This is a genomic window from Pseudomonas sp. TH49 (genome assembly GCF_016650625.1).
In the GTDB taxonomy this organism is placed as follows: domain Bacteria; phylum Pseudomonadota; class Gammaproteobacteria; order Pseudomonadales; family Pseudomonadaceae; genus Aquipseudomonas; species Aquipseudomonas fluorescens_H.
The window spans coordinates 608,516-629,618 of sequence record NZ_JAEKFL010000001.1 but is presented as its reverse complement, the minus strand read 5'-3'; the positions used below and the strand labels follow the sequence as shown (position 1 = coordinate 629,618).

At 59.9% G+C, this 21,103-nt stretch carries 15 protein-coding genes and 1 pseudogene; 6 read left to right on the top strand and 10 right to left on the bottom strand.

Annotated elements, in window-relative coordinates:
- The first annotated feature begins 227 nt into the window (after window positions 1-227).
- From JFU48_RS03035 to JFU48_RS03025, 3 genes and pseudogenes are all read left to right on the top strand, one after another.
- Window positions 228-1,811, top strand: coding sequence for a peptide chain release factor 3 (locus JFU48_RS03035; protein WP_027610807.1), 1,584 nt, complete (start codon window positions 228-230; stop codon window positions 1,809-1,811).
- A 1,397-nt stretch (window positions 1,812-3,208) separates the two neighbouring features.
- Window positions 3,209-3,517 (top strand): annotated as a pseudogene (locus JFU48_RS03030) (MFS transporter); the annotation flags it as partial.
- A gap of 157 nt (window positions 3,518-3,674) precedes the next feature.
- Window positions 3,675-3,929, top strand: coding sequence for a hypothetical protein (locus JFU48_RS03025; RefSeq protein WP_201135810.1), 255 nt, complete (start codon window positions 3,675-3,677; stop codon window positions 3,927-3,929).
- Between the two features lie 199 nt (window positions 3,930-4,128).
- Here the strand turns inward: JFU48_RS03025 and JFU48_RS03020 are convergent, their stop codons facing one another.
- The 9 genes from JFU48_RS03020 to JFU48_RS02980 form a co-directional block, all read right to left on the bottom strand.
- On the bottom strand, window positions 4,129-5,109 hold the full coding sequence (locus JFU48_RS03020; RefSeq protein ID WP_103485765.1) for a peptide ABC transporter ATP-binding protein: 981 nt from the start codon (window positions 5,107-5,109) through the stop codon (window positions 4,129-4,131).
- Complete coding sequence (locus JFU48_RS03015; protein ID WP_003221606.1) at window positions 5,109-6,077, bottom strand: ABC transporter ATP-binding protein; 969 nt, start codon at window positions 6,075-6,077, stop codon at window positions 5,109-5,111. Before JFU48_RS03015 ends, JFU48_RS03020 begins: the two co-directional genes overlap by 1 nt.
- Before the next feature lie 10 nt (window positions 6,078-6,087).
- Window positions 6,088-7,014 (bottom strand): ABC transporter permease subunit, encoded by a 927-nt coding sequence (locus JFU48_RS03010; protein ID WP_064585947.1) that lies wholly within the window; start codon window positions 7,012-7,014, stop codon window positions 6,088-6,090.
- Between the two features lie 10 nt (window positions 7,015-7,024).
- Window positions 7,025-8,035, bottom strand: a complete 1,011-nt coding sequence (locus tag JFU48_RS03005; protein ID WP_003221609.1) for an ABC transporter permease subunit — start codon at window positions 8,033-8,035, stop codon at window positions 7,025-7,027.
- Window positions 8,036-8,108: 73 nt separating this feature from the next.
- A complete protein-coding gene (locus tag JFU48_RS03000) occupies window positions 8,109-9,704 on the bottom strand; it encodes an ABC transporter substrate-binding protein (RefSeq protein WP_201135809.1) in 1,596 nt (531 codons plus the stop codon).
- Window positions 9,705-9,782: 78 nt separating this feature from the next.
- Window positions 9,783-11,204, bottom strand: coding sequence for an OprD family porin (locus JFU48_RS02995; RefSeq protein WP_103485768.1), 1,422 nt, complete (start codon window positions 11,202-11,204; stop codon window positions 9,783-9,785).
- Window positions 11,205-11,379: 175 nt separating this feature from the next.
- A complete protein-coding gene (locus tag JFU48_RS02990; RefSeq protein ID WP_201135808.1) occupies window positions 11,380-12,978 on the bottom strand; it encodes an ABC transporter substrate-binding protein in 1,599 nt (532 codons plus the stop codon).
- Between the two features lie 301 nt (window positions 12,979-13,279).
- On the bottom strand, window positions 13,280-14,905 hold the full coding sequence (locus tag JFU48_RS02985; RefSeq protein ID WP_003221617.1) for an ABC transporter substrate-binding protein: 1,626 nt from the start codon (window positions 14,903-14,905) through the stop codon (window positions 13,280-13,282).
- Window positions 14,906-15,165: 260 nt separating this feature from the next.
- Window positions 15,166-16,767, bottom strand: coding sequence for an ABC transporter substrate-binding protein (locus JFU48_RS02980; RefSeq protein ID WP_201135807.1), 1,602 nt, complete (start codon window positions 16,765-16,767; stop codon window positions 15,166-15,168).
- A gap of 925 nt (window positions 16,768-17,692) precedes the next feature.
- On the opposite strand from JFU48_RS02980, the gene JFU48_RS02975 reads away from it, so the two are divergent.
- On the top strand, window positions 17,693-18,052 hold the full coding sequence (locus JFU48_RS02975) for a DUF6124 family protein (RefSeq protein ID WP_201135806.1): 360 nt from the start codon (window positions 17,693-17,695) through the stop codon (window positions 18,050-18,052).
- Between the two features lie 171 nt (window positions 18,053-18,223).
- Here JFU48_RS02975 and JFU48_RS02970 read toward each other — a convergent pair whose 3' ends face one another.
- Complete coding sequence (locus JFU48_RS02970) at window positions 18,224-18,943, bottom strand: SIMPL domain-containing protein (protein WP_003221624.1); 720 nt, start codon at window positions 18,941-18,943, stop codon at window positions 18,224-18,226.
- Between the two features lie 315 nt (window positions 18,944-19,258).
- Here JFU48_RS02970 and JFU48_RS02965 point away from each other — a divergent pair, with 315 nt between their 5' ends.
- Both JFU48_RS02965 and JFU48_RS02960 read left to right on the top strand, forming a co-directional pair.
- Entirely contained in the window at window positions 19,259-20,521 is a 1,263-nt protein-coding gene (locus tag JFU48_RS02965; protein ID WP_201135805.1) for an ATP-binding protein, read from the top strand.
- Window positions 20,514-21,074 (top strand): response regulator transcription factor, encoded by a 561-nt coding sequence (locus JFU48_RS02960; protein ID WP_003221630.1) that lies wholly within the window; start codon window positions 20,514-20,516, stop codon window positions 21,072-21,074. The genes JFU48_RS02965 and JFU48_RS02960 overlap by 8 nt, the downstream gene beginning before the upstream one ends.
- Window positions 21,075-21,103: the final 29 nt, after the last annotated feature.

Genomic DNA, 21,103 nt, shown 5'->3' with positions numbered 1-21,103 from the left:
CAACAAGCGGTCTGAAAGCGAGCCATGAGCGCAGCCTCGTCAAGCTAACTTGCTGATTTTTCAGCCCCTGACGAAATGTCGTAACAGGGGATGGACGTCTCCGTGCTTTAAAAGGTTCCCATCCGGGGCAGCATTTGGCCACCCTTAATGTGCTCAACGGTTCGGTTATTGCATCGAGTTGGGCTATAATCGCGGCCCTTTTTTGAATCACCGCCAGGCGATTTCCCATGACCAACCAGGCCGCCGAAGTCGCGAAACGCCGCACTTTCGCCATTATTTCCCACCCCGATGCCGGTAAAACCACGATCACCGAAAAGCTCCTGTTGATGGGCAAGGCGATTGCAGTGGCCGGCACGGTGAAATCCCGTAAATCCGATCGCCATGCGACATCCGACTGGATGGAGATGGAGAAGCAACGGGGTATTTCCATTACCACGTCGGTCATGCAGTTCCCGTATCGCGAACACATGATCAACCTGCTCGACACCCCGGGCCACGAAGACTTCTCCGAAGACACCTACCGCACCCTGACGGCGGTCGACTCGGCGCTGATGGTGCTCGACGGCGGTAAAGGCGTTGAGCCACGGACCATCGCGCTGATGGACGTCTGCCGTCTGCGTGACACGCCGATCGTCAGCTTCATCAACAAACTCGACCGCGACATCCGCGACCCGATCGAACTGCTCGACGAGATCGAAGCGGTCCTCAAGATCAAGGCTGCGCCGATCACCTGGCCGATCGGTTGCTACCGCGACTTCAAGGGCGTTTATCACCTGGCCGACGACTACATCATTGTCTACACCGCCGGTCACGGTCACGAACGCACCGAAACCAAGATCATCGAGAAACTCGACTCCGACGAGGCGCGCGCGCACCTGGGCGACGAGTACGATCGCTTCCTCGAACAGCTGGAATTGGTGCAGGGCGCTTGCCACGAGTTCAACCAGCAGGAGTTCCTCGACGGTCAACTGACCCCGGTGTTCTTCGGTACTGCATTGGGCAACTTCGGGGTCGACCACGTGCTCGACGCCGTAGTTGACTGGGCCCCGCGTCCGCTGGCCCGTGTCGCCAACGAGCGTACTGTGGAGCCGGTGGAAGAGAAGTTCTCGGGCTTCATCTTCAAGATCCAGGCGAACATGGACCCGAAACACCGTGACCGCATCGCCTTCATGCGTATCTGCTCCGGCAAGTACGAGAAAGGCATGAAGATGCGCCACGTGCGTACCGGCAAGGACGTGCGCATCGGCGACGCCCTGACGTTTTTCTCCTCCGAGCGTGAACAGCTGGAAGAGGCGTACGCCGGCGACATCATCGGTCTGCATAACCACGGCACCATCCAGATCGGCGACACCTTCAGCGAAGGCGAAGTCCTCGGTTTCACCGGCATCCCGCACTTCGCCCCGGAACTGTTCCGTCGTGTGCGTTTGCGTGATCCGTTGAAGTCCAAGCAGTTGCGTCAGGGCCTGCAACAGCTGGCTGAAGAGGGCGCGACTCAGGTGTTCTTCCCGGAGCGCAGCAACGACATCATTCTTGGCGCCGTGGGTGTGCTGCAGTTTGATGTGGTCGCGAGCCGCTTGAAGGAGGAATACAAGGTTGAGTGCTCTTATGAGCCGATCACTGTGTATTCCGCGCGCTGGATTGAATGCAGCGACAAGAAGAAGCTTGAGGAGTTTTCCAACAAGGCTGTGGAGAACCTGGCATTGGATGGCGGTGGGCACCTGACCTACCTGGCGCCGACGCGGGTTAACCTGGCGTTGATGGAAGAGCGGTGGCCGGATGTGAAATTCCGTGCGACGCGTGAGCATCACTAAGCGTTGAGCTGAGTTGTCTGGAGCCCCTGAGGTGTATGCCTTGGGGGCTTTTTTTGGGCTTTGTCTTGGCGGCCTTCGGGCCGACCAGGCTTCGGGTGGTTTGGGTGTATATCCGTTTTTTCGGTGATGGCGGATTAGGGGTCCGCCCTTACGGCGGGTCACTTTTTCCAGACGCCGAAAAAGTAACCAAAAAGGCTTGCTCCTGCGTTCGGCCCGCTCGCTGGGGCTCGGGGTTCCTTCGCTCCGGGACCGATCCGGGGGCAGCGCCTACGGTTTGCTTCGCTGCACCTCCTCTCGCTGTGTTTGGCTGCGCCAAACGGTCGCTACGCTCCCACCCCCGGATCAATCCCTCCACTCAGCCTTCCGATGTCGCCCGTGGATCAAGATCAAGATCAAGATCAAGAGCTTTCGGCGAGCTGACACTCGGCCATTTGAGTGGTGAAGAGCATGCGCTGGGCTTTTGCTTTCCTGTAGGAGCCAGCCTGCTGGCGATGGCGGCCTGACAGCCGACCAATCTCCAAAAGACCACACCCATCCCACTGTGGGAGCTGGCTTGCCAGCGATGGCGGCCTCCGAGCCGACCAATCTCCAACAGACCACACCCAATCTCACTGTGGGAGCGGGCTTGCTCGCGAAGGCGGTTTCACAACCGACCATTCTCCAACTGCCCGCACCCAATCCCACTGTAGGAGCCAGCCTGCTGGCGATGGCGGCCTGACAGCCGACCAATGTCCAACAGACCACACCCAATCCCACTGTGGGAGCGGGCTTGCTCGCGAAAGCGGTTTCACAGCTGACCATTCTCCAACTGCCTGCACCCAATCCCATTGTAGGAGCCAGCCTGCTGGCGATGGCGGCCTGACAGCCGACCAATGTCCAACAGACCACACCCAATCCCAATTTGGGAGCGGGCTTGCTCGCGAAGGCGGTTTCACAACCGACCATTCTCCAACTGCCTGCACCCAATCCCACTGTAGGAGCCAGCCTGCTGGCGATGGCGGCCTGACAGCCGACCAATCTCCAACAGACCACACCGAATCCCACTGTGGGAGCGGGCTTGCTCGCGAAGGCGGTTTCACAACCGACCATTCTCCAACTGCCTGCACCCAATCCCACTGTAGGAGTCAGCCTGCTGGCGATGGCGGCCTGACAGCCGACCAATCTCCAACAGACCACACCCAATCCCACTGTGGGAGCGGGCTTGCTCGCGAAGGCGGTTTTACAACCGACCATTTTCTAATCGAACTGAGCGACCGAAGGCTGCGATCTTTTGGACTCAAAAAAGCGAAGTCAAAAGATCGCAGCCTACGGCAGCTCCAGAGACTGTAGGACGACTCCGTATTTTGAGATCTCGATGTTCTTGAGCGCGACAAGCGGCGTGCTGACCGTTAGTGTTTCTGTCGACGGTGATCTGGACATTGGGTGAAGCTTTTTTCATGCCGCCGATGAATGTGCTGGTCATGCGGCACGCGCAGGGTGGCAAAAGCGGTCAGTATTTTGGTCTGTTTTTCATGGGCTGGAGCGCCACTGCATTGCTGTCGCCGGTACTCAGTGGGCAGTTGTATGGTCGCTTCGGCGGCCACAGCGTATGGCTTTCGAGTGCGACGCTGGCGCTTCTGACCCTGCCGTTGATCTGCCTTGCAACACGCTCATTGACCCAGGCCAAGGCGCTGGTCGCCACCAGGCATGCCGCCTCGCTTAGCTGATTCGGTTATAGAGGTTATTCAGAAGTGATCTGCCAAACCGGGGCATTTCCGAGGTCTCGTTAGCGTCCTATCTGGTGAACCGGACTGATCGGAACTAGATTTCATTCAGCGCCGGATTGGCACCCCAGGCTTCAACCACGAAAGGATGGAAATGGCTATGAGCATTTTTCAACGCGTTGTGCTGTTGCTTAAGGTTTTGGTGATGTTGACGCTTGGCACCACGGCAGCGTGGGCGAGTTCCGCCACGCCACAACAAGGTTTTAATGCAGCCCACGGACTAGCCGGTGTGGTCATGCTGGCCAAGTCGGAATCCGAACCGGGCGATCAGGACCAGGGCGGCAGCAAGGACGATGACGACTCGACCACTGACGAGCCGGACACTGACGATGATGACGGCGACAGCCAGTCGTAAATCGCCGGCAAAAGAAAACCCCTTCTTCCCCGACTGATGCGCAATCGGAGGAGAAGGGGTTTGGTTAACCCTTTGACTACAACTCAAATCCCCTGTGGGAGGGGGCTTGCTCCCGAAAGCGGTGAATCAGTCGCCATCATCTTCGACTGTCGCACCGCGTTCGCGAGTAAGCCCGCTGCCACAATTCTGTCCGCCGTGATCAGGCGGCGCCGTCGAGGAACTGCTCGGCGTAGTGGCATGCCACCTGCCGGTTGTCGAGCTGGCGCAGGGCCGGCTCTTCGCTGCTGCAACGTTCGGTCGCGTACGGGCAGCGCTTGTGGAATGCGCAGCCCGGTGGCGGGTTCAGCGGGTTGGGCAGTTCGCCGACGATCTTGATTTTCGGCTTGTCCGGATCCGGGTGGATCGTTGGCGTCGCCGACAACAAGGCTTGGGTGTACGGGTGCAGAGGACGGGTGTAGATGTCCTCTTTCGGGCCCATTTCCACCGGTCGGCCGAGGTACATCACCAGCACCGAATCAGCGACGTGACGCACCACTGCCAGGTTGTGCGAGATGAACACGTAGGCGGTGTTGAATTCCTGCTGCAGGTCCATGAACAGGTTCAGCACCTGCGCCTGAATCGACACGTCCAGCGCCGAGGTCGGTTCATCCGCCACCAGCACTTTCGGTTGCAGCATCATCGCCCGCGCCAGGGCGATCCGCTGGCGCTGACCGCCGGAGAACATGTGCGGATAACGCTGGTAATGTTCAGGACGCAAGCCGACCTGCTTCATCATCGCCTGGACTTTCTCGCGACGTTCGGTGGCCGACAGGTTGGTGTTGATCAGCAGCGGCTCGGCCAGTTGATCACCGATTTTCTGCCGTGGGTTCAACGACGCATACGGGCTCTGGAATACCATCTGCACGTCTTTGCGCAGTTGCTTGCGCTGGGCCTTGTCGGCGCCGGCGACTTCCTGACCGGCGATTTTCAGCGAGCCGGACGACGGCTCTTCAATCAGGGTCAGGGCACGGGCGAGGGTGGATTTGCCGCAGCCCGATTCGCCCACCACGGCGAGGGTCTTGCCGGCTTCCAGTTCGAACGACACGCCATTGAGCGCGCGCACGGTCGCATGGCCCTTGAACAGGCCACGGGAGACTTCGTAGTGACGGGTCAGGTCGCGGGCGGTAAGTACGACGGCCATTACGCCACCTCCTGGTTCAGCGGGAAGAAGCAGCGCGCGAGGCTGTTGCTTTTCGGATCAAGGGCCGGACGCTGCGCGCGGCAGCTGTCCTGCACGTACGGGCAGCGCGGCGACAGCAGGCAACCCTGCGGACGGTCGTAGCGGCCCGGAACGATACCCGGCAGGGTCGACAGGCGTGAGGCGCCCAGACTGTGCTCGGGAATCGCCTTGAGCAGCGCTTCGCTGTACGGGTGCGCCGGGATGTCGAACAGTTGCGGCACCTGACCGACTTCAACCGCCTGGCCGGCGTACATCACGCACACGCGCTGGGCGGTTTCAGCCACGACCGCGAGGTCGTGGGTGATCAGCACCAGGCCCATGTTCTGTTCTTTCTGCAACGCCAGCAGCAGATCCATGATCTGCGCCTGAATCGTTACGTCCAGCGCCGTGGTCGGCTCATCGGCGATCAGCAGTTTTGGCTCGCCGGCAATCGCCATGGCAATCGCCACGCGCTGACTCATACCGCCGGACAGTTGGTGCGGGTAGGCGTCCATACGGCTGGCGGCGCCCGGGATTTCAACTTTTTCCAGCAGTTCGATGGCACGTTTGCGCGCTTGCTTGCCGGACATTTTCAGGTGCAGGCGCAGCACTTCTTCGATCTGGAAACCGACGGTGTAGCTCGGGTTGAGCGCGGTCATCGGGTCCTGGAACACCATCGCCAGGTCTTTGCCGACGATTTGCCGACGCTGACGATTGCTCAGCTTGAGCATGTCTTTGCCGTCAAAGCTGAGCGAGTCGGCGGTGACGATGCCGGGATGCTCGATCAGGCCCATCAGCGCCATCATGGTCACGGATTTACCCGAACCCGATTCGCCAACGATCGCCAGGACTTCGCCCTTGTCGACTTTCAGGTCGAGGCCGTCGACTACTGGAACGGCGTTCTTGTCGCCGAAGCGAACGTTGAGATTCTTGATTTCTAGCAGTGACATGGGAATCTCCTCAGGCGGCGTTCTTGAGTTTCGGGTCCAGCGCATCGCGCAGGCCGTCGCCCATCAAGTTGATTGCCAGCACGCTGAGCAAAATGGTCAAACCAGGCAGACTGACGACCCACCAGGCGCGTTCGATGTAGTCGCGGGCCGAGGCCAGCATGGTGCCCCACTCAGGGGTTGGCGGTTGTACGCCAAGGCCGAGGAAGCCCAGTGCCGCAGCATCGAGAATCGCCGAGGAGAAACTCAGGGTGGCCTGCACGATCAGTGGCGCCATGCAGTTGGGCAGCACGGTGATGAACATCAGGCGTGGCAGACCGGCACCGGCCAGGCGCGCGGCGGTCACGTAGTCGCGGTTCAGTTCGCCCATCACCGCAGCACGGGTCAGACGCACGTAGGACGGCAAGGACACCACAGCGATAGCGATCACGGTGTTGATCAGGCCTGGGCCGAGGATGGCGACGATCGCCACAGCCAGCAGCAGGGACGGCAGGGCCAGCATGATGTCCATCAGACGCATGATGGTCGGGCCGATCATTTTCGGGAAGAAACCGGCGAACAGACCCAGCAGGATCCCCGGGATCAGCGACATCACCACCGACGACAGACCGATCAGCAGCGACAGGCGCGAACCCTGGATCAGGCGCGACAGCAGGTCACGCCCCAGTTCATCGGTACCGAGCAGGAACTGCATCTGCCCGCCTTCAAGCCAGGCCGGTGGCGTCAGCAGGAAGTCACGGTATTGCTCGCTCGGGTTATGCGGCGCGACCCACGGCGCGAAGATCGCGCAGAAAATCACCAGCAGCATGAACAGCAGGCCGGCAACCGCGCCCTTGTTTTTGGAGAAAGCTTGCCAGAATTCTTTGTACGGCGACGGGTACAGCAGGCTTTGATCCGCGCTTGGGGCGGCATTGGCTACTGAGGATGTTGGAGTGCTCATGGTATGGACCTCAGCGCTGATGACGGATGCGTGGGTTGGCAAAGCCGTAGAGGATGTCCACTACGAAGTTGACCAGAATCACCAGGCAGGCGATTAACAGGATGCCGTTTTGCACAACCGGGTAGTCCCGGGCGCCGATGGCTTCGATCAGCCATTTACCGATGCCGGGCCAGGAGAAGATGGTTTCGGTCAGGACTGCACCGGCCAGCAGGGTGCCGACTTGCAGACCGACCACGGTCAGAACCGGAATCAGCGCGTTGCGCAGGCCGTGCACGAACACCACGCGCGCCGGCGACAGGCCTTTGGCCCGGGCGGTACGGATGTAGTCTTCACGCAGCACTTCGAGCATCGACGAACGGGTCATCCGCGCGATCACCGCCAGCGGAATGGTGCCGAGCACGATGGCCGGCAGGATCAGGTGATGCAGCGCATCGAGGAACGCGCCCATGTCATCGGCCAGCAGCGTGTCGATCAGCATGAAACCGGTGCGCGGCTCGATGTCGTAGAGCAGGTCGATCCGTCCGGAGACCGGGGTCCAGCCCAGGCTCACCGAGAAGAACATGATCAGGATCAGGCCCCACCAGAAGATCGGCATCGAATACCCCGCCAGGGAGATGCCCATCACCCCGTGGTCGAACAGGGATCCTCGCTTGAGGGCCGCAATCACCCCGGCCAGCAGGCCCAGGATGCCGGCGAACAGCAGGGCGGCCATGGACAGTTCCAGGGTCGCCGGGAAGAGAGAGGTGAACTCGGTCCATACGCTTTCACGCGTACGCAGGGATTCGCCGAGATCGCCGTGGGCCAGTTTGCCGATGTAGTCCAGGTACTGGGCATACAGCGGTTTGTTCAGACCTAGGCGTTCCATTGCCTGAGCGTGCATTTCGGGGTCGACCCGACGTTCGCCCATCATCACTTCCACGGGGTCGCCAGGAATCATGCGAATCAACGCGAAAGTCAGCAGGGTGATGCCGAAAAACGTGGGGATCAACAACCCCAGTCGGCGGGCAATAAAACTAAACATCTTGTGTGGTACCTCATCAGCCGGTTAGGCGTGCCCGGCGACCCTGGGGTCAGGGAGGCCGGGAGTTTCTTATCTACTTCACCTGGGTGGTGGCGAAGTTATTAGTGGTGAGAGGGCTGATGTGATAACCCTCTACGTTGTTGCGCATTGCGGTAAACATACGGGTGTGGGCCATGCTGATCCACGGTTGGTCCTGATTAAACAGCACCTGTGCCTGTTCGTAGAGTTTGGCGCGTTCGGCCGGATCTACTTTAGCCCGTGCTTCGTCCAGCAGTGCCTGGAATTTCTCGTTGCACCAGCGAGCGTAGTTTTCGCCGTTCTTGGCCGCTTCGCAACTGAGCATAGGCGTCAGGAAGTTATCCGGGTCGCCGTTGTCGCCCGCCCATCCGGCCGACACCATGTCGTGCTCGCCGGCCTTGGCGCGTTTGAGCATCTCGCCCCATTCCATCACGCGGATGTCGATCTTGATCCCGACTTTCGCCAGGTCAGCCTGCATCATCTGCGCGCCGAGCATCGGGTTCGGGTTGGTCGGGCCACCGCCGTTACGGGTAAACAGGGTAAACACGGTGCCTTCCGGAACCCCGGCCTCCTTGAGCAGGGCGCGCGCCTTGTCGAGGTCACGTGGCGGGTTCTTCAGGTCGTGGTTGTAGCCCAGCAGCGTCGGCGGGTACGGGTTGACCGCGACCGAGGCGTTGCCTTTGCCGAAGAGCGCGTTGACGTAGGCTTCCTTGTCGAAGGCGATATCAATCGCTTTGCGCACCCGCACGTCGCTGATGTATTTGTGCTGGGTGTTCATGGCGATGTACGAGACGGTCATCGCGTCCATCTCGTCGACCTTCAGGTTGCTGTCTTTCTTGATGCTCGGGATGTCATCCGGCTTCGGATACAGCGCGATCTGGCACTCGTTGGCCTTGAGTTTCTGCAGACGCACGTTGTTGTCGGTGGCGATCGCCAGGATCAGCGCGTCGGCCGGGGCCTTGCCACGGAAGTAGTCCGGGTTGGCCTTGAAGCGTACCTGGGCGTCCTTGGCGTAACGCTGGAAGATGAACGGGCCGGTGCCCACAGGCTTGTTGTTGAGGTCGCCGGTCTTGCCGGACTTGAGCAACTGGTCGGCGTATTCGGCCGGGTAGATCGAGGAGAACGCCATGGCGATGTCGGCCAGGAACGGCGCTTCGCGGCGGGTCAGGGTGAACTTGACCGTGTTGTCGTCGACTTTCTCTACGCTTTTGAGCAGTTCCTTGAAGCCCATGCTTTCAAAGTACGGGAAGCCCACGCTCGACAGTTTGTGCCACGGGTGATTCGGGTCCAGCTGGCGCTGGAAGCTCCAGACCACGTCGTCGGCGTTCATGTCGCGGGTCGGCTTGAAATATTCGGTGGTGTGAAACTTGACGCCTTTGCGCAGGTGGAACGTGTAGGTCAGGCCGTCGTCACTGATGTCCCAGGACTCGGCGAGCGCCGGGATCACTTCGGTGGTGCCGGGCTTGAAGTCGGCCAGACGGTTGAAGATCGTTTCGGCCACCGCATCGGCAGTGACTGCAGTTGTGTACTGGACCATATCGAAGCCTTCCGGGCTGGCTTCGGTGCAGACCACCAAGGGTTTGGCCGAGACGCCGATGGCGGCGCTCAACAACGCGGCAGCGACGGCCGCACGTAGGGGAAGCATTTTCATCGATAACCCTCTGCAATCGGTTGAAGACAAAAAACCGAACGGCCGACTCGTCATGAGTCAGCCGTCGGTCGGTGGTTTTTACAGGATGTTGAATGGAATCGTGGTCACGAGACGGAACTCGTTGATGTTGCCGTCAGCCTGGTGCTCGCTCGCGCGGTGAGTGGTGTAAGTCGCGCGAATCGCGGTGGCCTTCAGAGGGCCACTCTGCACGGCGTAAGAGGCGCCGATGCCGTATTCGTAGTGGCTTTCGCCGTCCATCAGGCTCAGGTCGCCGCGCTTGGCGCCCGGATCGGTGTAGGCGGTGCCGGTGTAGTGAGTACCGTCGATGCCCCAGCCACGAGCCTGGTAGATGTTGAACTTCAGGCCTGGCACGCCGTATTCGGCCATGTTGATGCCGTAGGCGATCTGGAAGGATTTCTCGTTCGGGCCGTTGAAGTCCGACAGCAGGGAGTTGGCCAGGTAGATGCCGTTGGTTTCGTGCAGGTAGTCGAAGTACTCGTCACCGTTCACTTGCTGGTACGAGAAGGTCAGGCTGTGCGCCTGGTGGGTCAGTCCGAACGACAGCGAGTAGGTGTCGTTGTCGATTTTGCCCATCAGTTTTTTGCCTTCATCTACGGTCTTGTAGTAGTTCAGACCGGTGGTCAGGCTCAGCACCTGGCTGTCACCCAGTTCATGGGTGCCGCCGAAGTAGTACTGGTTCCAGAAGTCTTCGACGTTGGCCACGTAGAGGCTGGTTTTCAGGCTTTTGAGCGGCTGATAGTTGACGCCGGCGGTGTAGACCTTGTCGGTTTCCGCGCCGTTGGCACCGTATTCGCTGCGGAACTTCGACAGGCTCTGCTCGGTACGAGGCGAGACGCGGTCGAAACCGGCCAGGTCGAACGACAGGTTGTTGAATTCTTCGCTGTGCAGGCTGATACCTTCGAAGCTCGAAGGCAGCGGACGGTTGCCGATGACGTCGACGATCGGGGTGCTGAAATTCTGGCGGCCTGCGGTCAGCGTAGTGTTGGAAACACGGAACTTGACGTTGGCCAGACCCAGTTTGCTCCACTGGTCGACAGCGTCACCGTCGGAGTGCGCCAGGGTACGGTTGGAACCGCCGGCGATGTCCTTGCGGTCACGGTCGAGAGCGATGGCGTTGTAGGCCGCGACTTCGGTGCTGACGCCAACGGTGCCTTGGGTGAAGCCCGAGGTGTAGTTGACGATTGTGCCTTGAACCCAGTTGATACGACGTGCGGTCGGTGTTTTGACCACGGGCGAAGTGTTCTTGTCACTGTTTTTCACGTAGCTGAAGGTGTCATCGCGACGCTTCAGTTCGTTGGCATACCAGTTACGCGTGGTGCCGCCCAGACTTTGTCCATCGACAAAGCCTTTGGCCTCGCTTTGGGCGCTGCTGCCGGCCAGAGTGGTCGGTACGAATTCCTGACTAACAGGTTCCGCATACGCCGTTGCGGTAATGCTGCTGATGGCCAAAGCCAGTATCGCAGTGCTGCTCAGTTTCATGGGTGAAGCTCCTTTACTTTCTTTTTATGCCGGCTTTTTTGGGTTGGCCGGTTATTGGTTTAGAACTCATTCACACATCGCAAACGTTTGCAAAAGGCCTGATTGGCGAATTTCGGCAAAGCGCTTGCGTGAGGGGGATAGACAGCCCCCTCAGCGTTGCGGCTAATCGGTTGGGTTAATCGATACTGACGCCCGAGAACACATTGCGACCGAAGGGGCTGACCTTGAAGCCTTCAACCCTGGCGCTTAACGGCTGGTTGACCGTCGAGTGGGCGACAGGCGTGATCGGCACTTGCTGCTTGAGCAACTGCTGCGCCTGTTTGTAGAGCACGGTGCGCTGGTCGCGGTCGGTGACGACCTTGGCCTCTTTGATCAGCTTGTCGTAAGCCGGGTCGCACCACATGGAGTAGTTGTTGCCGCCAATCGCGTCGCAGCTGTACAGGGTGCCCAGCCAGTTGTCCGGGTCACCGTTGTCGCCGGTCCAGCCGATCAGGCTGACGTCGTGCTCGCCATTCTTGGTGCGCTTGATGTACTCGCCCCATTCGTAGCTGACGATCTTCACTTTCAGACCGATCTTGGCCCAGTCAGCCTGGAGCATTTCGGCCATCAATTTGGCATTCGGGTTGTACGGACGCTGTACCGGCATCGCCCACAGGGTGATCTCGGTGCCTTCCTTGACGCCGGCAGCCTTGAGCAGCTCGCGGGCTTTTTCCGGGTTGTAGGCGGCGTCCTTGATGCTGTCGTCGTAGGACCACTGGGTCGGCGGCATGGCGTTGACCGCCAGCTGTCCGGCGCCTTGATAAACGGCGTTGAGAATCCCTTGTTTATTCACCGCCATGTCCAGCGCCTGCCGCACTTCGAGCTGGTCGAACGGCTTGTGACGGACGTTGTAGGCAATGTAGCCGAGGTTGAAACCGGGCTTGGAAATCAGCTGCAGTTTTGGATCGTTCTTCAGCGCTTCAACATCAGCCGGGCGCGGATGCAGGGTGATCTGGCATTCGCCGGCCTTGAGTTTCTGCACGCGTACCGAGGCGTCGGTGTTGATCGCGAAAATCAGGTTCTTCAGCTTGACCCGGCTCGGATCCCAGTAATGCTCGTTGCCGGTGTAACGGATGTTCGAGTCTTTCTGATAGCTCTTGAACACGAACGGCCCGGTGCCGACCGGCTTCTGGTTGATGTCGCTCGGCTTGCCTTCGGCCAGCAGCTTGTCGGCGTATTCGGCGGACAGGATGGCAGCGAAGCTCATGGCGATGTTCTGGATGAACGCGGCGTCGACGCTGTTGAGCGTGAACTCCACGGTCAGCGGCCCGGTCTTTTCGACCTTGGCGATGTTCTTGTTCAGGCTCATCCCGTTGAAGTACGGGAACTCGGTCGGATAAGCCTTACGGAATGGCTGCGCGGGATCGAGCATGCGGTTAAACGTGAACAGCACGTCGTCGGCGTTGAAATCGCGCGTCGGTTTGAAGTACGGCGTTGTATGAAACTTCACACCTTCACGCAGGTGAAAGGTGTACTTGAGACCATCCTCGGAAATATCCCACTTGGTTGCCAGACCCGGTACGACGTTGGTCGCGCCTTTTTCGAACTCGACCAGACGGTTGTACAGCGGCTCGGCGGCGTCGTTATCGGTTGCCGTCGTGTATTGCGCGGTATCGAAACCCGCCGGGCTGCCCTCGGAGCAGAACACCAGACTGTCGCTGGCGGCGTAACTGGCCGACGTGGCGGCCAACAGGCCGGCGCCCAGCAATGCGGAAAAAACCAAGGTATGGCGCATGACGCTCCCTCTTTTTTTAGTGTTGTTCAATGCACCGCGATCCCGTCCAGGGAAGTTGAGGTTGCATTGAGCTCAATCCAGTACGTACAGCAAGCCGGTGGCCCACGCAGAAACTGGTCAGAGCCCGACGGTAGGGGCCGTGGGTCTGGCAGTAAATGCGTAATTGCCTGAAAACTCGTAGGAAAAGTCGACGCGTCCTCTGCCGCTGCAGTCATCCGCAGCGGAATTGGCTGTAGGCAAATTCCTGACTTCCCGGCAGCGAAAGCAACGGCGACGTCATGAACGCCGCCGTTGCAATGGCTTAATTGCTGACGCTGACGCCGTAGAAGGAATTCAAGCCGAATGGGCTGATCTTGAAATCCTGCACGTTGGCGCGCATGGGTTGGAACACCGTCGAGTGAGCGATAGGTGTGTATGGAACAGCATCTTTAAGGACGTGTTGCGCCTGTTTGTACAGTTCGGTGCGCTTGGCCTGGTCGGTGGTGCGTTTGGCATCCTTGACGAGACCGTCGTACTTCTTGTCGCACCACTTGGAGAAGTTGTTGCCGTTGAGCGAGTCGCAGCCGAACAGCACGTTCAGCCAGTTGTCCGGATCACCATTGTCACCGCTCCAGCCAATCAGCATGGCCTGGTTCTCGCCACCTTTGGAACGCTTGATGTACTCGCCCCACTCGTAGCTGGTGATCTTCACGTTCAGGCCGATCTTCTTCCAGTCGGACTGGAGCATTTCAGCCATCAGCTTGGCGTTCGGGTTGTACGGACGCTGAACCGGCATCGCCCACAGAACGATCTCGGTACCTTCCTTGACGCCAGCTTCCTTGAGCAGTTGCTTGGCTTTTTCAGGATCGTACTTGGCGTCCTTGATGGTGGTGTCGTAGGACCACTGGGTCGGCGGCATGGCGTTGACGGCCAGTTGGCCAGCGCCCTGGTAAACCGAATCGATGATCTGCGGTTTGTTCACCGCCATGTCCAGCGCCTGACGTACGCGCAGGTCAGCCAGCGGGTTAGGCTCGTTGCTGCCCTTGACCTTGTCCATCACGTTGTAGGCGATGTAGCCCAGGTTGAAACCGGCCTGGTCAGGCATCTTCAGGGTCTTGTCGGCCTTGAGCGCCGCGAGATCCGCCGGACGCGGGAACAGGGTGACCTGGCACTCGTTCTTTTTCAGCTTCTGGATACGTACCGACGGGTCGGTGGTGATGGCGAAGATCAGGTTGTCGATCTTCACGTCTTCAGGCTTCCAGTAGTCCTTGTTCCCGGTGTAGCGGATGTTGGAGTCTTTCTGGTAGCTCTTGAACACGAACGGGCCGGTGCCGATCGGCTTCTGGTTGATGTCGGCAGCCTTGCCTTCCTTGAGCAGCTGGGCAGCGTACTCGGCGGACTGGATCGAGGCGAAGCTCATGGCCATGTTCTGGATGAACGCGGCGTCGACTTCTTTCAGGGTGAACTTGACGGTGTGGTCGTCGACTTTATCGATCTTGGTGATGTTGGTATCCATCCCCATGTCGGTGAAGTACGGGAATTCGGTCGGGTACGCCTTACGGAACGGATCATCCTTGTTAATCATGCGATTGAAGGTGAACAGCACGTCGTCGGCGTTGAACTCACGAGTCGGCTTGAAATACGGGGTGGTGTGGAACTTGACGCCTTCACGCAGGTGGAAGGTGTAGGTCAGGCCGTCCGGGGAAATGTCCCAGCTGGTGGCCAGGCCAGGAACAACAGCGGTACCGCCGCGCTCGAACTGGCTCAGACGGTTGAACATGGTTTCTGCTGAGGCGTCGAAGTCGGTTCCGGTGGTGTACTGGCCCGGGTCGAAACCGGCCGGGCTCCCTTCGGAGCAGAACACCAGGTTAGTCGCAGCGGATGCGAATGGTGCGGAGGCTAACAAGCCTGCGCCGACTAAAAACGGAATGACCGCGTGTTTAAGCATGTTGGCCTCATGATTTGTTGTCATTTTTTAATATTGAGGTACGACCTCGTGAGTCGTGCCTGCGGATACTTATGCAGGGGCCATACCCAATGCAAGATCCAGAGCGACTGCCGGCCTCAAAGCGTGGCACGAACGTACCTTAATGTCGCATTTGTATAAGAGTTGACGCATTTGACCGTTTGCGGGCGTTTTTTACGGTGCAAACGAAGCCCCAAAACGGTGCGCTGGTCACGTTGTGTGCGCCGCTCTGGGGCTCGGTGTTACTTATTTATACCCACGCCGTAGAAGGGCGTCAGGCCGAACGGGCTGATCTTGAAGTCGGTCACTTCTTTGCGCAGCGGCTGGAACACGGTCGAGTTGGCAATCGGGGTGATCGGCACCTGCTGTTTAAGGATCAGTTGCGCCTGTTGATACAGTTTTACCCGTTGCGCCTTGTCGGTGGTCACCTTGGCCTGCTGCACCAGTTTGTCGTAGGCCGGGTCGCACCACTTGGCGTAGTTGCTGCCCTTGACCGCCGCGCAGCTGTAGAGCACGCCGAGCCAGTTGTCCGGGTCACCGTTGTCACCTGTCCAACCATAGATCATGGCGTCGTGTTCGCCATTTTTCGCGCGCTTGATGTACTCGCCCCATTCATAGCTGACGATGTTGGCCTTGATCCCGATCTTCTCCCAATCCTGCTGGATCATCTGCGCCGACATCCGCGCGTTCGGGTTGGAGGCGCGCTGCACGGTCATCGCCCACAGGTTGATGGTGGTGCCCGGTGCAACCCCGGCTTCTTTGAGTAGCGCCTTGGCTTTCACCGGGTCGTACGGCGCGTCCTTGATGTTCGGGTCATACGACCACTGCGCTGGCGGCAAGGCGTTCTGCGCCAGTTGGCCGGCACTCTGGTAGACGGCTTTGATGATCGCCGGTTTGTCGATGGCCATGTCCAGCGCCTGCCGCACCTTGAGCTGATCCAGTGGTGGGTGAGTGGTGTTGTAGGCGAGGAAGCCGAGGTTGAAACCGGCCTGCTTCAGTACGCGCAGGTTCGGGTCTTGTTCCATCACTTCGATGTCCGCCGGGCGCGGGTAGCCGCTGACCTGGCATTCGCCGGTCTTGAGTTTTTGCAGGCGTACGGCGGCGTCGGGGGTGATCGAGAAGATCAGGTTGTCGATCTTCACGTCTTCGGGTTTCCAGTAGGCCTTGTTCGCGGCGTAGCGGATTTGTGAGTCTTTCTGGTAGCGCTTGAACACGAACGGGCCGGTACCGACGGGTTTCTGGTTGAGGTCGGCGGCTTTGCCTTCGTTTAATAGCTGAGCTGCGTATTCGGCCGATTGCACCGAGGCGAAGCTCATGGCGAGGTTTTGCACGAACGCGGCGTCGACGTTGTTGAGGTTGAAGCGCACGGTCTGCTCGTCGAGTTTTTCTACCGATTTGATCGTGGTGTTCAGGCCCATGTCGGTGAAGTACGGGGACTCGGCGGGGTAGGCCTTGCGAAAGGCGTTGTCCGGGTCGAGCAGGCGCTGGAAGGTGAACAGTACGTCGTCGGCGTTGAAATCGCGGGTGGGTTTGAAGTAGTCGGTGGTGTGGAATTTTACGTTTTGGCGCAGGTGGAAGGTGTACTGGAGGCCGTCCGAGCTTACGTCCCAGTTGGTCGCCAGGCCGGGTTCGACTTCGGTGCCGCCGCGTTTGAATTGGGTGAGGCGGTTGAAGATGGTTTCGGCTGAGGCGTCGAAGTCGGTGCCGCTGGTGTATTGGCTGGGGTCGAAGCCTGCGGGGCTGGCTTCGGAGCAGTAGACCAGGGTGGTGGCTGCGTTGGCTATGGGGGCTATGGCTGTCAGTGCGAGGGTGATTAGTAGTGGTTTGAGGGTGAATCTTTCCATGGAGTCCCCGGGTCGATTGGAGGTAGTTGTTTTTTCAGGGTAGCGGGGATTTGGGGGGCTTCGGAAATATCGTTTTTCTTGTTGGGGTGTCTATCTTGGTATATCTGGGTTGTGGGTACATATCCGTTGCTGCGGTCATGGCGGCTTGGGGTTCCGCCCTTACGGCGGGTCACTTTTTCCAGACGCCGAAAAAGTAACCAAAAAGGCTTGCTCCTGCGTTCGGCCCGCTCGCTGGGGCTCGGGGTCCCTTCGCTGCGGGATCGATCCGGGGGCAGCGCCTACGGTTTGCTTCGCTGCACCTCCTCTCGCTGTGTTTGGCTGCGCCAAACGGTCGCTGCGCTCCCACCCCCGGATCAATCCCTCCACTCAGCCTTCCGACGTCGCCCGTGGATCAAGATCAAGAGCTGCAGCCGAGCTTGCGCTCATCCTGTTGAGTGGGGCGGCTTCGCCGCATGGGGTATGCGCTTGCTAAATTGTAGGAGCCAGCCTGCTGGCGATGGCGGCCTGACAGCCGACCAATCTCTACCTGAATACACCGGGTTCAAACTGTGGGAGCGGGCTTGCTCGCGAAGAGGCCCGTCCAGTCGCCCAATAACCTTGGCCTGTTTAAAGTCGTTTCAAATAACCAGAACCTTCCCACAAGGTTTTCAGGTTGTCCCTCGGACGCCAGCTCTCTAGCCTTGAGCTGTCGCTGAAAACTCAGCGATCGGGCGTGAGAACCCGGCAGTTCATAGTCATTCAGTGCCCATACCCGCATAATTGCCGCCAGCCAATACGCTGTATGCAATTACGTTATGGCGGCTCTGTGCGGGCAGACTTTTGTCTGGCCGGGTGCCTATGACCGGTTTCTCACCCCGCACATAGCTGCCACCTCTTCGTCGTGTGAGAAACGGCTTGAGGTGGTCCAACGTCATAGGTGAAATGCATGTCCAAGCCTGTCCCCGATCCACCCCCAGAAACAACCCCACTCTCCGAAGCCCTCCACGCCGAAGACCTCGCGAAAAACCGCGAAGCCATCAAACGCGCCCTCGATTTCTACCTCAGCCCCGAAGCCACAAAACCGTGTACGCCCAGTTCGATGTTCCTCGTCCACCCGGGCATCGATACGGAAAGCCTGCTGGCGCACGCCTGTGAATCCCTGGCCTCGGCCAACACCATGGCCAGTGATTTCGCCGATCAGCTCAGTCGCCCGCAGCGCAATACGGCGCTGGCGATTCAGCAGATCATCATGCTGGCTGAACTGGCGGTGAATCGGGCGCTGGATCGGGTGGATCCGCAAGGCTGACGACCGCGTTATCGTTCTTCGCGAGCAGGCTCGCTCCCACAGGGGAATGCATTCCAAATTGTAGGAGTGAGCCTGCTCGCGATGGCGGCGGAACCTTCACCACAAAATCCAGGCACAAAAAAACCGGCGATCACTTACTGATCGCCGGCTTCTCATTCAGCCCACATCAACTCACTGCATCAGCACTTCAATCGAGCCATCGGCGGTCAGGCTGACCTGGCTGGTGCCGGCTTCAACTTCAGGTGTCACCGGTGCCGAATCCGCCATGCCGGCGGCTTTCATCATCATTGGGGCGCGCATGTACGGTTGTGGGTAGCCGTTGCTGTTGAGGTTCAGGTTGACGATTTTGTAGCCCTTGCCGCCCAGTGCATCGGTGGCCAGTTGCGCGCGGGCCTTGAAGGCGCTGACGGCTTCTTTCAGCAACTTGTCTTCGCTGGCCTTGCGGGTCGGCTCGGCGATGGCGAAGTCCATGCCGCCCATTTTCAAGTCGGTCAGCAGTTCGCCGGTGAGTTTGGACAGGGCGGCGAAGTCGGCGCTTTCCAGGCGCAGTTCGGCGCGTTCGCGCCAGCCGGTGATTTTCTGGCCCTTGGTGTCGTAGATCGGGTAGCTGTTGCGGCTGCCCTGGCGCAGGGTGATGTCTTTGACTTGCTTGGCCTGGGCCAGTGCCTTGTTCATGGTGGTGCTGACGTCGGCGGCGAGTTTGGCCGGGTCGGTGTTTTGCTCTTCGGTGTAGAGCGTCACGATCATCAGGTCGCGGGCCACTTCCTGGCTGACTTCGGCGCGCAGGGAAATCTGGTTGTAGTGCAGCTCATCGGCGGCCAGCGCCGGAAGGCTGGCGACGCTGCCGACGGTCAGGGCGAGAAGGGCGGCGCTGCGGCGAAATGTGTGCATGAAAGCTCCTTGATGAGGGCGCAGGTGCTGGATCGGGGGGCCTGCGTGAAACCATCAGACTCTAGCTTTTATGATCCGGTTCGCCCAGTTACAACTTCTATACAGATGGCCGGACTGCTGCGCAGCCATTCGCGAGCAGGCTCGCTCCCACTTTTGAAATGCATTCCCCTGTGGGAGCGAGCCTGCTCGCGAAGGCGTCCTTATAGCCGCCGAGAATGTTTTCGCCATGTGGTCATTTGCCGCACTTTCGCCTCTCAAAGCCGTGGCTTGGTTATACTCCGTGCGATCCGCCTGGAGCGCTCATCAGGAGAGCTCATGCTCGCCCCCGTACAACTGACTTCCGCCACTCGCCAGAACCTCTGGCGGCTGACTTTCATCCGCACCCTGGTGCTCGCCGCGCAGGCCGGCTCCGTAGGCCTGGCCTACTGGCTGCAACTGCTGCCGTTGCCGTGGGTGCAACTGGCGATGACCCTTGGCTGCTCGATTCTGCTGTGTGTGTTCACCGCCGTGCGCCTGCGTACTTCATGGCCGGTGACTGAACTCGAATACGCCCTGCAGCTGGCCTGCGATCTGGTGATCCACAGTGCGTTGCTGTATTTCTCCGGCGGTTCGACCAACCCGTTCGTTTCCTATTATCTGGTGCCGCTGACCATCGCGGCGGTGACGCTGCCGTGGCGTTATTCGGTGATTCTGTCGGGTATCGCGCTGGCGCTGTACACCGTGATGCTCACGCGTTTCTACCCGCTGGAAACCCTGCCGGTGGCCCGCGAGAACCTGCAGATCTACGGCATGTGGCTGAGCTTCGCACTGGCCGCTGCGGTCATCACGTTTTTCGCTGCGCGCATGGCTGAAGAGCTGCGTCGTCAGGAAGAGTTGCGGGCGATTCGCCGCGAAGAAGGCCTGCGCGATCAGCAGTTGCTGGCCGTCGCCACCCAGGCGGCCGGCGCCGCACATGAACTCGGCACGCCGCTGGCGACCATGAGCGTGTTGCTCAAGGAGATGCAGCAGGATCATCCCGACGCGATGTTGCAGGACGATCTGAAAGTGCTGCAGGATCAGGTCAAACTGTGCAAAGAGACCCTGCAACAATTGGTGCGCGCCGCCGAGGCCAACCGCCGTATGGCCGTGGAGATGCAGGACGTCACCCAATGGCTCGACGAAGCGCTGAACCGCTGGCACCTCATGCGTCCGGAAGCGAGTTACCGTTTCCAGCGTCTCGGCCAGGGCAGCGTGCCGCGCATGGCGCCGCCGCCGGATCTGGCCCAGGCGCTGCTCAACCTGCTGAACAATGCCGCCGACGCCTGCCCGGAAAATCTCCAGGTCACCCTGGACTGGGACGCGGAAACCGTGACCATCAGCATTCGTGACCACGGCGCCGGTGTGCCGCTGGCCATCGCCGAGCAGATCGGCAAACCGTTTTTTACCACCAAGGGCAAAGGTTTCGGCCTGGGCCTGTTTTTGAGCAAGGCCAGCGTGACACGCGCCGGCGGCTCAGTGAAACTCTATAGTCATGAGGAAGGCGGCACGCTCACCGAGCTGCGCCTGCCCCACGGCGCCCGAGGAGACCAACATGAGTGACGAAATCCAAGTCGAAGGTGAAGAACTGCCGCATTTGCTGCTGGTCGACGACGACGCGACCTTCACCCGAGTGATGGCCCGTGCCATGGCCCGCCGTGGCTTTCGCGTCAGCACCGCCGGTTCCGCCGAAGAAGGCCTGACCATCGCCCAGGCTGACCTGCCGGACTACGCCGCGCTCGACCTGAAAATGGACGGCGACTCCGGCCTGGTGCTGCTGCCCAAGCTGCTGGAGCTGGACCCGGAAATGCGCGTGGTGATCCTCACCGGTTATTCGAGCATTGCCACCGCGGTCGAAGCGATCAAGCGCGGCGCCTGCAACTACCTGTGCAAACCGGCCGACGCCGACGACGTACTGGCCGCGCTGCTCTCCGAGCACGCCGACCTCGACAGCCTGGTGCCGGAAAACCCGATGTCGGTTGACCGCCTGCAATGGGAGCACATCCAGCGTGTGCTGACCGAGCACGAAGGCAACATCTCCGCCACTGCCCGCGCCCTGGGCATGCACCGCCGCACCCTGCAGCGCAAACTGCAGAAGCGCCCGGTTCGTCGCTGAACCTGCGCTGAACGGCCATCGCCAGCTCT